The following is a 13,351-nucleotide window of genomic DNA, read 5'->3' on the forward strand; positions in this document are numbered from 1 at the left end:
CTGTTCACTGTTTACTGTTCACTGTTTACACCCCTGCACCCCTCACTCCCTCGCTCCCTCACTCAGCACGGGCTAAACGCCCCGCTACCGCTAACAGCACTCAGCACTCACTACTCATTTTCATCATGAGCAAATCGACGGTATAAGAAGTCTAGAGCGTGGTTTCTGAGGTTGTAGTATTCGGGATCTTCCATGATGCGGCGGCGATTGCGGGGGCGGGAGAAGGGAATATCAAGGATTTCACCGATTTGGGCAGAGGGGCCGTTAGTCATCATCACAACTCTGTCTGCGAGGAATAAGGCTTCATCAATGTCATGGGTAATCATCAGCACGGTGACTTGATGATCGCGCCAGATTTGTAGGAGTTCTTCTTGTAATTCTTCCTTGGTGATGGCATCTAGTGCGCCGAAGGGTTCATCAAGAATCAGTACTTGGGGACGGATAGATAAAGCACGGGCGATCGCTACTCGTTGTTTCATTCCCCCAGAAATTTGACTAGGTTTTTTGTCAGCCGCTTCTGTCAGTCCTACCATCGCTAAATGTTCTCTAGCGATCGCTCGTTTTTCGGCTTGGGGTTTTTTGGGAAACACCGTATCTACCGCCAGATAAACGTTGTCAAAAACACTCAGCCAAGGTAGTAAGCAGTAGTTTTGAAACACCATCATCCTATCGGGGCCTGGTTCGGTGATGGGTTGGTTTTGTAGCATGACTACGCCTTCGCTGGGGGTGTTAAACCCAGAAACCATGTTCAATAAAGTTGATTTACCACACCCAGAATGCCCAATTAAGCAGACAAATTCACCTTCACGAACTTTCAGGTCAATTCCATCGAGGACGGTGTAGGGGCCTTCAGAGGTGGGGTAAATTTTGCTCACACCTTCAATTACTAAAAAGTTATCGGCTTTTTGGTTGGGAAATTTTTGAATTTGATTATTGACGATTTGCATCATATATTTTGGTTTGGCTAAATGAATTTATGATTTATTCACATTGGGGATTGGTAAAGACGTTGCATTGCAACGTCTCTACATGGCGTACGTGGCATTAGATAAATATTTCTTCAACCCGGATTTGTCGTTTGATTTCTAAACTTTTGAGGTATTCAATCGGTTCTGAAGGATTAAAAACTTTACCATCAAATAAATGAATCGGATCATCTTCACCGATGTCGAGTAAACCGAGATCACGGGCGGCTGCACCGAATATATCTGCACGGCAAACTCTATCAACCACATCTACCCAGTTTTTCGGGAAGGGAGTTAAACCCCAACGGGCTAGTTGAGTCACCATCCACAGCAATTCGGTACGGTTGGGGTAGTTGGTTTTATTTAGGTAAAATTGGTTGTAGGCTGTAAGTTGTTGGGGTGCTGAACCGTCGCCGCGATCGTAGGGATCGGTGAAACCAGGACGGACGAATGCGGGATTGGTATCGAGATATTCACGACGACAGAGTAATTCGAGGATTTCTTCGCGGTTGCGGAGATCATCACAATATTTGCAAGCTTCCAGCAGGGCTTTAACTAAGGAAAGATAAGTGTCTGGATACTGCTGCGCCCATTCTTCTCTGACTCCTAGCACTTTTTTCGGTTGTCCTGACCAAATTTCTAAAGCTGTCGCCGCGACAAAACCTACATCTTGATGCACAGCTTGGTAGTTCCAAGGTTCACCCGCACAGTACCCGTCAATGTTGCCGGCTTGGAGTTGGGCTACCATTTGAGTCGGGGGAATGACTGTCAGATTCACATCTCTATCGGGATCGATACCACCAGCCGCTAACCAGTAACGCAAAACTAAGTTCTGCATGGATGTGGGATGAACTACACCAAAGGTGAGGATTTGATCGGGTGAGTTGTTAATTGCCGCTTTCAAGTCAGCTAGGGTTCTCACACCTTGGCTATATAATCTTTTGCTAAAGGTGATGGCGTTGGCGTTGCGAGAAATATTTAAGGCGTTGACAATCGGCGTTGGCTGATTACCACCAACACCCAAAGTTAAAGCTAAGGGCATTCCTGCAACCATTTGGGCTGCGTCTAATCTGCCAGATACGACACCTTGAGCGATTTCTTGCCAGTTGTTTGCTCGGTTGAGGACAATATGATCTAACCCGTATTTGGCAAAGAAGCCTTTTTCTTGAGCGACAATTAAAGGTGCTGCATCAGTCAGAGGCATAAAGCCTATTTCTAGGACTGTTTTTGATGTGGCTACGGCGGAGGCTTGCTGAGACTGGCGTTTCTTCGCTAGTTTTTGTTGGTTGAGGAAGTAGATAATTTCATTCCGCAGATTGTAGTAACTGGGATGTTTAACGACTTCCAAACGCTGACGGGGACGGGGGATGGGGACTTCCAGAATTTGTCCAATGTGGGCTTCTGGCCCGTTGGTGAGCATGACAACGCGATCGCTCAATAATAACGCTTCATCCACGTCATGTGTCACCATCACGCAAGTGATTTGATGTTCATTGCAAATTTTCATCAATTGTTCTTGCAAACTCCCCCGTGTCAAGGCATCCAAAGCCCCAAAGGGTTCATCTAACAACAATAACTTAGGACGGGTGGCTAAAGCACGAGCGATCGCCACTCGTTGTTTCATCCCCCCAGATAATTCACTGGGACGTTTGTTAGCAGCTAGGCGCAGTCCCACCATATCGATATGTTCTTCAATAATCGCTCGACGCTGACCTTTGGGTTTGCCTTGATAAACTTCATCCACAGCTAAGGCGACGTTTTCCCGGACTGTTAACCAAGGAAGCAATGAGTAGTTTTGAAAAACCACCATGCGATCTGGACTGGGTTCTCTAATTTCCCGTCCTTCTAAAGTTACACCACCGATACTGGCTCTATCCAAACCAGCAATAATATTCAGTAAGGTAGATTTGCCACAGCCAGAGTGACCAATTAGAGAAACAAATTCCCCTTGCTTGATTTTTAATTCAATATTTTTCAGCGCAATATATCTGCCACCATTCGGTAGGTCAAATATCCGGTCAACGTGATCAACTTCAACAAATGTAGGCATTAGTCATTAGTCCTTAGTCAATGGTCATTAGTCAATGGTCAATGGTCAATAGTCATGTACTTTTGACTATTGATTTTGGACTTTTGACTACTTTTGTTCTGCTACAACTTTGCTGGCGACGAAGCCAACTAATCTATCTAGGAATAAGCCGACTAAGCCAACATAAATTAGGGCTAAGATGATTTCGCTTAAGTTGGTTTCTGTTGTGGTGTTGTAGGCATCCCAAATAAATGAGCCAATCCCTACGCCACCGACTAACATTTCGGCGGCAACAATTGCTAACCAAGATAAACCGATGCCGATTCTTAAGCCTGTAAATATGTAAGGAACGGTGGCTGGGAAGACAATTTTAAAGAAGTATTTTGGCCCTTTGAGACGTAAAACTTTAGCTACGTTGATGTAGTCTTGGGGAATTTGTTGTACACCGACTGTGGTGTTAATTAAAATTGGCCAAATTGATGTGATGAAGATGACGAAAATTGCTGAAGGATTTGCTTGTTGAAATGCTGCCAAGGAAATTGGTAGCCATGCTAGGGGTGGTACAGTGCGTAATACTTGAAAGATGGGATCTACTGCGTTGTAGACTAATTGGTTAACTCCGATTAAAATGCCTAAGACAATGCCGGCGATCGCTGCCAATGAAAAACCTAAACCAACTCGTCCTAAACTGCTGAGTAGCTGCCACCCTAAGCCTTTATCACTTTCGCCATTATCAAAAAATGGTTGGATAATAAAGGGGTCCCAAGTTTCGGAAATGGTTTCTATGGGGCCGGGTAATTTAAAGCCGGGGTTTAAGCACAGGAGTTGCCAAATTACTAGGAAAATTGCTAGGGCTACTAGTGGTGGAATGATTTTCTTGAAGATTAATTTATTGAGTTTATTGCGAGAATTTTTTCTCAAGGTGCGACTTCCTAGTATTGCTGCCATTGTTTATTTTAGTTAGAGATTTTTTTAAACGCAGAGGGAGGAGGAGGTAAGCGCGGAGGTACGCAGAGTAATTTACAAGATGTTTGAATTTATCGGCGTACGTCGGCGGTTTGTTTTGCGAGGAAATTGTGTTTAAGCTTTCTTGATTTTTAAACTTTGTAAATATGCTTCTGGTTTTTCTGGGTCGAATTTTACGCCATCAAAGAAGGTTTCAATACCGCGAGAGGTGCTGGTAGGAATTTCGGCATCAGCGACGTTAATTGCTTTAGCTGCTTTTTTCCACAAGTCTTCTTTATTTACTTGGTTGACAATATCTACAATTTTCGTATCTGCTGGTAAATAGCCCCAGCGAATTTCTTCAGTTAAAAACCAAGTATCATGGCTCTTGTAGGGGTAAGAAGCGTTATCTGCCCAGAATTTCATTTTGTGGGCAAAGTTTTTCTCTGTGCGACCATCACCGTAGTCAATGTTGCCTTTTGCTCTCTCCACAATATCTGCCGCAGCTACGTTAAAGTATTTGCGATCTGAGCAGATTTTACACATTTCTTCTTTATTTTCTGCTTTGTCGCACCATTGTTGAGCTTCTAGAATTGCCATTAAGATTGCTTGTGCGGCATTGGGATTTTGATCAACCCAATCTTTTCGCATGGTAAAGGCTTTTTCTGGGTGATCTTTCCACAATTCACCTGTTACTAGGGCAGAATAACCTAATTTTTGACTAACTAATTGAGCGTTCCAAGGTTCTCCGACACAGAAGGCATCGACTGTACCAACTTTCATATTTGCAACCATTTGTGGTGGTGGTACGGGTTCTAAAACCACGTCTTGATCTGGGTTGATTCCACCAGCCGCTAGCCAATAGCGCATCCACAAATCATGTGTGCCACCGGGAAAAGTGATCCCCATTTTCACAGATTTTTTATCGGCTTTGGCTTTTGCTGCTACTTCCTTGAGTCCTTTGCTTTCTAAATTAACTTTTAGGTCTTTAAATTTATTAGCAACAGAGATGGCTTGACCGTTGGTATTTAACCGCGCCAAAATATACATTGGCACTTTGTCTTTGATGGTCAATAGGTAAGGCATGGGGCTGAGGATATGTGCGCCATCAATACCGTCGCCAGAGGAGCCGATTTTTAAGTTATCGCGGGTGACAGGCCAAGATTTTTGTTTGATGACTTCCACATCAGTCATGCCGTATTTGGCAAAGAAGCCTTTTTCTTTGGCAATGATTAAAGGTGCTGCATCAGTCAGAGGAATAAACCCTAACTTGGCTTTGGTGGTTTCTACTTTGGGTGCGTTAGCGCTGGAAACATTTGCGGCTGGGGCTGCGGAGGGTGTTTGCTCACCTGTGGCTGATGGAGAATTATTAGAGGTGCAGCCATGAGCGACGATGGAAGCTGCTGCTGCAACGCTTGTGGTAAGGATAAATTTGCGTCTGGAAATGTTTGTCATTTTTTCTTGGTATAGTTGTTAATTCGTCGTGGTAGAGACGTTGCACTGCAACGTCTGTACATTTGTTCGGTTAGATGTAGGTTGCACTGCAACTTCTGTACATTTTTTAAACGTCTCTATTTATCCCTGGCTAGTAACCAAAGCCTCGTGTCTGGGTTTTGCGCCAAAATGCTCTATGAGTAAATCGCGCAATACTGGTTGCAAGTCTTCGCAGGGAATGCCTTTTTGTATGCACTCACCTAAATGGGCATCTTTGCCGACTTTACCGCCCATATATATGTCAACACCTTCTACGGCTTTGCCATTTTTACGTGCTTTTGTTCCCATTAAACCGATGTCTGCAACTTGGGGTTGTCCGCAGGAGTTGGGACAACCTGTCCAATGAATGCGGACTGGACGAGTGAAGGTTAATCCTGATTCCAAGTCTTTGATCATTTCGGTGGCGCGGTTTTTGGTTTCGATGAGGGCAAAGTTGCAAAATTGTGCGCCTGTGCAGGAAACTAGCGATCGCGTCAATACTCCAGGATCAATGGAAAACCTCTCTATTAAAGGATCTGTCAAAAATGTATTCAATCGTGAGTCGGGAATGTTGGAAATAATTACGTTCTGTTCAACTGTCAGTCGTAGTTCTCCACTACCGTAAACATCAGCTAACCGCGCCAACTCAAACATATCTTCGGCATACATCCGTCCTACGGGAATGTGTAAGCCTACATAGTTTAACCCTGGTTGCTTCTGTTGATAAATGCCGATATGGTCACGTTTTTCCCAATCAATTTCGTCTTTGGGTGCTGCGGGTAGTAAGGATTTACCTAAACGCTGTTCCACTTCTGAACGAAATTTGTCTATACCCCATTCATCAATTAGCCACATTAAACGAGACTTGAGGCGATTCGCCCTCAGTCCGTTGTCCCGATAGACTTCTAAAATAGCTCTACATACCGCTAACACTTCTTCCGGTGTTACCCAAGCATTTAAAGGAATCGCTGCTTCACAACGTTTGGCAGAAAAGAAGCCACCGACGAGGATGTTAAAGCCGAATATTGGGGATTGGGTATTAGAGGAAAAATCCTGCCCAGTCCCCAGTCCCCATTGCCCCTTATCCCCAGAGGGGGCCCCGAGTTCCCCAGTCCCTTCTTTAAATGCCGGTACAAAGGCTAAATCATTGATTTCCGCATGGACAGAATTGTCTCTTCCACCTGTGATGGCTATATTAAATTTCCGTGGTAAGTTGCTAAACTCTGAGTTGCCTTCTCCTTTGTTGGTGAACATATCTTGAATTTGTTGTACTAACTCCCGCGTGTCATACAACTCATCTGCATCTAACCCGGCTATGGGATCGCCTGTGATGTTGCGGATGTTGTCCATTCCTGATTGAATGCTGGTTAAACCTACGGCATGAAATTTATTGAAGATGTCTGGTAAGTCTTCAATTCTAATTCCCCGGAGTTGAATATTCTGTCTGGTGGTAATATCCGCGTTGCCGTCATCTCCGTAACGCTGCACTACTTCAGCTAAAACCCGCATCTGATCACTGGTGAGAATACCATTGGGTATCCGCATCCGCATCATAAATTTGCCTGGAGTGACTGGACGAAAGAATACACCCACCCACTTGAGTCGATGATCCCGATCTGTTTCATCCATTGCTTCCCAACCCAGAGCGGCAATTTCCTGTATCTCTTGTTTGATAGCTAGTCCGTCTTTTTCAGCTTTGAATTTCTCGAATTTATTGAGACTGGTTTTGGTGGTAGTTGCTATATCTGTCATGAACTAACTCTCATCAATGATTAATGAAGTAAAGCTTAAAAATTCCTGGTGTTCAGCATTCGTGGTTAATAGCGGGATGCAAAAATGAAGTATTTATTTATTTCTGATTACTGGTACTCAAGAGGGTTTTAGAGTAATGAGGGTGATAATAATTGCCACACCTGAATTCAAAATCGGAATTTTGTAGGAATTTTGAATTTTTCCTCAACCTGTGCTTTTTACTTGCAAGATTTGTCAAGTGATTTTTGTGAATGTTTATGTAACGATTTCGATAGTTCTAAGGTTATGTTGAGTTTTTCTGTAAAATAGTATAACCAGTTACAAAATATTGGTATTAATGCGTAAATTGAATAAGTAAAGTGCGTTTTCTGCATTACACCATGTCAATGAGTAGTGGAAAACTCTGATAAGATTGCGTTAGCCTTTGCTAGATCAGCATCAGTGAAAAATTACACATCACTTCAGCAACTATGAAACGTCGAGATTTTGTGAATTGGGTGGGTTTGGGTTGGATAGCTAGTAGTCTACCTGTAGCGATCGCTGCTTGTTCTCCCCAAAAAACAACATCTCAAGACTGGCAATCAGTCGGTAATGTCGCCGAATTGGATAAAAATGGGCAATTATTAGCTGAAAACTCACCCGTCGGTGCAGTTTTAGTGGTGGGAACATCCAAAGCGGCAAATTTAGTAGCGGTAAACCCTACCTGCACTCACAAAGGCTGTACAGTAGCCTGGAAGCCCCAAGCCCAAAAATTCGTCTGTCCCTGTCATGGTGCAGAGTATGGAATTGATGGTAAAGTCCAGAAAGACCCAGCCACCAAACCACTGACAAATTATGCTGTCAAGATTGAAGGTAGTTCAGTCTTAGTCAAGCAAGTATAGGATTGGGATTGGGGATTGGGGATTGGGGAGATGGGGAGCAGGGGAGCAGGGGAGCAGGGGAGAATAACCACTACTGACTACTCATAACTCAGCACTCAGTACTCTTCACTCAGCACTCTTTACTCAGCACTCAGCACTGATCACGTAATACTGACAACTGCATAAAAAATATTGTGAATAATATCAGAGAAATTTTTAGACAAGCACAAACGGCACATGATGCAGCTAATTGGTCATTCTTGGTGCAATGTCTGCAACAATTAATTTTGTTAGAGAATAATCCAGAAATCTTTACTTCAGAGCATCTGCTGGAATTAGCACTCGCAGTTTTAGAGATGGGGGATTTTCAGCAGCGTTGGGATGTGGCTAAGGTGTTAAGCCACTTGGGGACTATTGCTATTAACCCATTAATTGACATTTTAGAAGATGAAGATGCAGAAGATGAGTTGCATTGGTTTGCTGCTCGAATTTTAGGTGAGATGCAACATCCAGATGCCATCATGCCTTTAGTAGAATTACTGACAAGCAAAGAAAATGAAGACATCAAAACCATTGCCGCCAACGCTTTGGGGCAAATTGGTACTGCGGCTATTCCGGTGATGTCGGAATTGATCAAACAAGAAGATACGAGACTTTTGGCAGTGCGATCGCTTGCCTACATTCGGCATACAGAAACTATCCTACCTCTGTTGAGTATAGTACAAGATAGCCAAGCCACAATCCGGGCTGTAGCCTTAGAAGCCCTCAGCAGCTTTCATGACGAACGTGTACCACCAGTACTCTTAAACGCTCTCGATGATTTATCTCCCACTATTAGACGTACCGCCATCCAAGGGTTAAGTTTTCGCCCTGACTTGTGTACTGAATTAGATTTAGTTGCTAAACTACAACCCAAGCTTTACGACTTTAACATTGAAGTTTGCTGTGCAGCTGCCACTGCTCTGGCACGGATGGGTGGTGATGATGCGGCTCAACACCTATTCACAGTGCTAATATCACCACATACACCCATTACCTTACAACTCGAAATTATTCGCGCCTTAGTTTGGCTAGAATCATCAACTGGGTTGGAATTGTTGCAACAAGCTTTGTATAACCTTGCTTCTAAAACACTCTGGCAAGAAATTGTCACAGTTTTGGGACGAGTGCAAAAGCCTGAGTTAACAACATCTGCGACAACAATTTTGATGGAGATGCTGAAATTATCACATCCAGGGATAAAAATCAATAGTATTAGAAGTGCGATCGCTTTATCGTTGGGTCAGTTAGGTAGTCCCCAATCCAGGAATATTTTAACAGTGTTGTCAGGAGATAGCGATGAGTTTGTCAGACTCCATGCGATCGCTGCACTTCAGAAACTAGCTCCTTCACTAGGCCATATATCTATCTAAATCATCCTTCTCTTTGTGTCTCTGTGGTAAAAAATCATTTATCTAACCAGAAAGGCACAGAGGCACAGAGGAATTTAAGACTTCACAGCCCTATTATGAGAATGACGGAAACGAGAGAAGATTCCTAAACCAGCAAAACCTATCAAGCATCCCAAGGTCATTGTCGGTTCGGGAACTGGTTGGAGGAATGTGGAGTTTGTGATAGAAACAGTTTTTTCGGATTCCAGAGCAAAATCCCACTGAAAAGCGTAACTGCTCTCACCAGTGACTGTGGAAAAATTTGTCAATGTAGTGGGAAGATTGTCTGTTAGAGCATTCAAAATATCAGGAAAAGCAGCTACTTGGTAGTGACTGGCTGTAGGTGCAATTACTTGTGTTGCTAGGGTGAAATCATCAAACTGTTTAGCTATACCATTATTAATGTTTGTTGTGTCATCCCCACCATTATCGGTCAGATCAAAATCGGTATATTTAAACAAATGAAAATCTAAATTATCAGAGCCAGTATTTTTAACTTGGATATTCTCAAATAAGCTAGCAGTTCGACTACCTGATGTACCACCATCTAACTTAAAATTAAGAGCAATTTCAAAGCCATTTCCCCCATAGGTAGCAGTCAGCTGATTGCTCGCAGCGTGATTTTGAGTAAGTCCAATTAAATTCAGACTATTGATAGCACTTTCTCCATTTGTAGAACCAATCCGATACCAGTATTGATTCTGAAATAAATGATTTGTATTATCAACTGTCCAAAAAATTAAACCACTATTGCCAGGATTACTTGCGTCTCCAGCTTCAAAAGCAGCAGTTGAATTATCATCATTGAGAGCTAACACAGCAGCTTGAGCAGACTGTTGTATAGTTCCCACAGTAAAAATAGCAGTAGCAGTTGTTAAAAATAGAAATTGTTTTTTCAACATATACTAAATGGGGATTGGGGATTGGGTGATAGATGTAGGTTGGGTGGAGTGAAGCGTAACCCAACATTGATCAAGGTCTTGGTATGAGTTAACTTGAAAAAGCCTCTGCTCTACTGATGATTTCTTCGAGCTTCTGATCAAGTATTTGTGCGATCGCTAAAATTTTCGGGTTTTGGAATTGTCCGAGCAAAAATGAAGGTCTATCGTAGGTGATTTGAGTCTGTCCCTCTTTATCTTCGTAAACAAACATTCGCAAGGGAACGTAGAGTCCGACTCCTAAATTTTCTTCTAGCATCAGTCTAGCAATCAGAGGATTACCAATTACATACATCTTGGCTTTTGTTCCCGCGAAAGCTAGAGACATGAGACTACCATGATCAATGATGTTAAAAGTCATCAAGCCTCTACTGCCGATTTTGGACTCCAACCTATCTTGAAACTCCTCCCAGGACTGGCTAGTCAAGACAAGTTCTTCCACGCCTGCCAAATCCATCTGATCTTTGAGAGCGATCGCTTCAATTGCTGCGGTAAACTCTTCAAAAGACCTATTTGAAGACACGATAACGTGCATTGGTGAAGTTGTTAGGGTTTGCATTGTGTTCTCCTTGATAGTGGGGAGTGAGAGAGTGCTGAGTGGGGGAGTGCTGAGTGGGGGAGTGAGGGAGTGCTGAGTGCTGAGTGCTGAGTTTGGGAGTGAGAGAGTGAGGGAGTGCTGAGTAGTGACTAATGACTAATGACAAATGACAAATGACAAATGACTATTGACTATTGACTATTGACTATTGACTAATGACCATTGACCATTGACCATTGACCATTGACTATTGACCACCCTCAGAAGGGTTGATTGGTTGAGTGCGTAAGTCCTAATATAGTTAACGAGATAGCCAACTCTTGATTGTCCGTGTCACCAAATCGGGGCTGTCATGTTGGACAAAGTGACCGGCTGTGGGGATGGTGACAAGTGTGAGGTCATTGTCTACCCACTCCCAGTTATTGTTGAGTCCATCAGCCAAGAGGTATTGATCTTGTAAACCATGAATCATCAATACAGGTGCTTGCACTTTGATGACTGGAGAAGGATCTTCTGCGTAAGGTTCTCTGGGGTAATTCTGTTGATAGTAGTGCAGCATTGCCTGAATATCAGACCGTTGTAATGCCTCAACGTATTTTTGCTGGACGGTTGCCGGCATTGTTGGCTGTATGACTACACTACTAAGCATTTCTGGGGTGATGCTGAGATAAGCTTCTGGTTGTTGAAAGTCTCTCGCATACTGACTGTTCTGCTGCTGCTGGGGATTGTGGGCAAGTTCCCGCATCATCCCGCGTGGGTGTGGTAGGTTGAGAATAATCAGCTTTTCCACCACGGTGGGTATGTGCATCGCCAATTGCCAAGCCACCATCGCACCCCAATCATGACCAACCACGATCGCTTTTTCTCTCCCCAATTGACGAATAACAGTCACTACGTCTGCTATCAGTAGGCGGATGTCGTAGTTTTCCACTCCTTTGGGTTTGTCGCTGAGGTTATAGCCTCGCATATCTATAGCGACAACTTGGTAGTCTGCAGCTAATAACTGCATTTGGTTGTGCCAAGTATACCAATGATCTGGGAAACCGTGGATCATTAGCAGCAGTGGGCCTTGACCGAGACTAGCATAGTGGATTTTCACACCATTGTTGTCAGCATAGCCATGTTCGACAAGGGTTTCCAGGTCTGTGTTGGTGTTGGCGATCGCTGTAACTCCTCTTTGACTGACCTGATCTTTTACATTCAAATTCATTCTTCCCCCCAGGGCATTTGCACCTGTTAGTAGTTTTCTACGGATTTTTAGCGATGAGCACACGATGAATTAACAACTGATTAAGAAACTTTTGCCAGCATAGCTAAATCATCAGTAGCTAAATCATCTGCTATAAGATAGACTCGATACCATTGCCAAGTTTCAGCATCAATATCTGCAATATTAGCTGGCAGTTTTTTCGGTGCTTGATTGAGAATCTCGTCTGGTGTCGCAGTTTCCAGACCACTCAAAACTTGACTAGCCATTGTCGTGTATCCAGCTGCATTACCCAGTAATTGACGAAACTTAGCAGCACAAGCTGCGGCTCTAGCCAAAGCAAAGCGGTAAGATCCTGATGCTGCTGCTAGTGCTGCTAAAGTAGCGCGGTTTGCACCACCAATAGAAGCACAGGCGTAACCGATACCACCCCAAAGGTCTGCTTGTCTATTTGCTGGGAAAGCACCAATAGTTTGAGCTATCCGCACCACATCAGCACAATTCACCATCCAAATACTACGACCTAAACCTTGGTCAAAGATATGGCGAGTATAGCCGGAAAATTCTGCCGGTGGATTAGCTGTAGCATCAAGAAACTCTCGCCAATGGAACATTCCATGTTGAAAGCCATAGCCATCAATGACCGGCCAAGCTTTTACCAAATCATTTGTGTTTAAATACTTGGCGATTGACAAACGACCTTTTCCGTGCATCAAACCCACGCCTAAATAAACCATCGTTTGATAAGCTGCACTAGTGCCTGCCACAAAGGATTCTACGCGATTTTTGTCACTGGGGGCGACTAAATCCTGTTGTGCCAGACCAATACCTATCCCTTCTAAGGCAAATCCGAATTGTTCAGTTTCAATAGAATTTAACTTATTGACAAGCACTGTGCGATCGTCACTCGCTAACGATGCTTGGTGAGTTTGCCACATGGCGTTAGTCACTTGGAAAAATCGTTGTTGCATGGGTTCATCATCCGTTCGCACTCCACGCTCCGTCCAAGTATTATTTAATAGCGTCAAGACGGTATTGATTTTTAGTTGCCACGAGTTATCTTGCATTTTGATTGTCCTTTTGAAAAAGTGCTGAGTTGTGAGTCATAAACGTAGTATTAGTAGTAAGTTAGGTTGACGCAAGGAAACCCAACATCAAGATCCATATTGGATTTTTGATATCTACAATTTTTTGGCAGCATTTTAGGCTTGCTA

At 43.5% G+C, this 13,351-nt stretch carries 11 protein-coding genes; 2 read left to right on the forward strand and 9 right to left on the reverse strand.

The window, feature by feature from the left end:
• Positions 1-110: 110 nt before the first annotated feature.
• From FD725_RS23175 to FD725_RS23195, 5 genes are all read right to left on the reverse strand, one after another.
• The gene (locus FD725_RS23175) at positions 111-947 is read right to left on the reverse strand and encodes a nitrate ABC transporter ATP-binding protein (protein WP_179051658.1); all 837 of its coding nucleotides are present in this window, start codon (positions 945-947) and stop codon (positions 111-113) included.
• A gap of 97 nt (positions 948-1,044) precedes the next feature.
• Positions 1,045-3,015, reverse strand: coding sequence for a nitrate ABC transporter ATP-binding protein (locus FD725_RS23180; protein WP_179050324.1), 1,971 nt, complete (start codon positions 3,013-3,015; stop codon positions 1,045-1,047).
• Between the two features lie 87 nt (positions 3,016-3,102).
• On the reverse strand, positions 3,103-3,942 hold the full coding sequence (ntrB, locus tag FD725_RS23185; protein WP_179050325.1) for a nitrate ABC transporter permease: 840 nt from the start codon (positions 3,940-3,942) through the stop codon (positions 3,103-3,105).
• A 132-nt stretch (positions 3,943-4,074) separates the two neighbouring features.
• A complete protein-coding gene (locus tag FD725_RS23190) occupies positions 4,075-5,394 on the reverse strand; it encodes a CmpA/NrtA family ABC transporter substrate-binding protein (protein ID WP_179050326.1) in 1,320 nt (439 codons plus the stop codon).
• Positions 5,395-5,514: 120 nt separating this feature from the next.
• Complete coding sequence (locus FD725_RS23195; RefSeq protein WP_179050327.1) at positions 5,515-7,164, reverse strand: ferredoxin--nitrite reductase; 1,650 nt, start codon at positions 7,162-7,164, stop codon at positions 5,515-5,517.
• Positions 7,165-7,634: 470 nt separating this feature from the next.
• Between FD725_RS23195 and FD725_RS23200 the strand changes: the two genes are divergently transcribed.
• Positions 7,635-8,045, forward strand: coding sequence for a ubiquinol-cytochrome c reductase iron-sulfur subunit (locus tag FD725_RS23200; RefSeq protein ID WP_179050328.1), 411 nt, complete (start codon positions 7,635-7,637; stop codon positions 8,043-8,045).
• 173 nt (positions 8,046-8,218) lie between these two features.
• Entirely contained in the window at positions 8,219-9,436 is a 1,218-nt protein-coding gene (locus FD725_RS23205) for a HEAT repeat domain-containing protein (RefSeq protein WP_179050329.1), read from the forward strand.
• A gap of 74 nt (positions 9,437-9,510) precedes the next feature.
• Here FD725_RS23205 and FD725_RS23210 read toward each other — a convergent pair whose 3' ends face one another.
• From FD725_RS23210 to FD725_RS23225, 4 genes are all read right to left on the reverse strand, one after another.
• The gene (locus FD725_RS23210) at positions 9,511-10,356 is read right to left on the reverse strand and encodes a hypothetical protein (protein ID WP_179050330.1); all 846 of its coding nucleotides are present in this window, start codon (positions 10,354-10,356) and stop codon (positions 9,511-9,513) included.
• Positions 10,357-10,444: 88 nt separating this feature from the next.
• Positions 10,445-10,951, reverse strand: a complete 507-nt coding sequence (locus tag FD725_RS23215) for a DUF302 domain-containing protein (protein WP_179050331.1) — start codon at positions 10,949-10,951, stop codon at positions 10,445-10,447.
• A 280-nt stretch (positions 10,952-11,231) separates the two neighbouring features.
• Positions 11,232-12,140 carry an alpha/beta fold hydrolase gene (locus FD725_RS23220; RefSeq protein ID WP_179050332.1) on the reverse strand — a complete coding sequence of 303 codons (909 nt, stop codon included), beginning with the start codon at positions 12,138-12,140 and terminating at the stop codon, positions 11,232-11,234.
• Between the two features lie 80 nt (positions 12,141-12,220).
• On the reverse strand, positions 12,221-13,204 hold the full coding sequence (locus tag FD725_RS23225) for a DUF1702 family protein (protein WP_179050333.1): 984 nt from the start codon (positions 13,202-13,204) through the stop codon (positions 12,221-12,223).
• Between the last annotated feature and the right edge of the window lie 147 nt (positions 13,205-13,351).

Origin of the sequence: Nostoc sp. TCL26-01, assembly GCF_013393945.1 — a bacterium.
Lineage (GTDB): Bacteria > Cyanobacteriota > Cyanobacteriia > Cyanobacteriales > Nostocaceae > Trichormus.

Bases quoted from the DNA above. Each gene is read 5' to 3' on its own strand.
- FD725_RS23175 (WP_179051658.1), bottom strand. From the start codon at position 947: ATGCAAATCGTCAATAATCAAATTCAAAAATTTCCCAACCAAAAAGCC.
- FD725_RS23180 (WP_179050324.1), bottom strand. From the start codon at position 3,015: ATGCCTACATTTGTTGAAGTTGATCACGTTGACCGGATATTTGACCTA.
- ntrB (WP_179050325.1), bottom strand. From the start codon at position 3,942: ATGGCAGCAATACTAGGAAGTCGCACCTTGAGAAAAAATTCTCGCAAT.
- FD725_RS23190 (WP_179050326.1), bottom strand. From the start codon at position 5,394: ATGACAAACATTTCCAGACGCAAATTTATCCTTACCACAAGCGTTGCA.
- FD725_RS23195 (WP_179050327.1), bottom strand. From the start codon at position 7,164: ATGACAGATATAGCAACTACCACCAAAACCAGTCTCAATAAATTCGAG.
- FD725_RS23200 (WP_179050328.1), top strand. From the start codon at position 7,635: ATGAAACGTCGAGATTTTGTGAATTGGGTGGGTTTGGGTTGGATAGCT.
- FD725_RS23210 (WP_179050330.1), bottom strand. From the start codon at position 10,356: ATGTTGAAAAAACAATTTCTATTTTTAACAACTGCTACTGCTATTTTT.
- FD725_RS23215 (WP_179050331.1), bottom strand. From the start codon at position 10,951: ATGCAAACCCTAACAACTTCACCAATGCACGTTATCGTGTCTTCAAAT.
- FD725_RS23220 (WP_179050332.1), bottom strand. From the start codon at position 12,140: ATGAATTTGAATGTAAAAGATCAGGTCAGTCAAAGAGGAGTTACAGCG.
- FD725_RS23225 (WP_179050333.1), bottom strand. From the start codon at position 13,204: ATGCAAGATAACTCGTGGCAACTAAAAATCAATACCGTCTTGACGCTA.